The following is a 255-nucleotide window of genomic DNA, read 5'->3' on the forward strand; positions in this document are numbered from 1 at the left end:
CGGGCAGGTGAACCGCACGGACGTGGCGGACGAGCGCCGGCTGCGGATGCGCGCGGCGGCCGGCGGGTTCACCGTCGAAGGCAAGCAGGTCATCCTGGCGCCCATGCCCGGCAAGGTGGTGAAGGTGCTGGTGAAGGTGGGCGACGAGGTGACGGAGGGCCAGGGGCTCGTGGTCGTGGAGGCCATGAAGATGGAGAACGAGCTCAAGAGCCCCAAGGCCGGCAAGGTGACGGAGGTGTTCGCCAAGGAAGGCAC

The 255-nt window shown here is 69.0% G+C and carries 1 protein-coding gene; it reads left to right on the forward strand.

Annotated elements, in window-relative coordinates; genetic code table 11:
• The coding region (locus D7V93_RS44325) for a DUF2118 domain-containing protein (RefSeq protein WP_120648762.1) at positions 1-255 on the forward strand (255 nt) is incomplete at both ends.

Origin of the sequence: Corallococcus llansteffanensis, from assembly GCF_003612055.1 — a bacterium.
In the GTDB taxonomy this organism is placed as follows: domain Bacteria; phylum Myxococcota; class Myxococcia; order Myxococcales; family Myxococcaceae; genus Corallococcus; species Corallococcus llansteffanensis.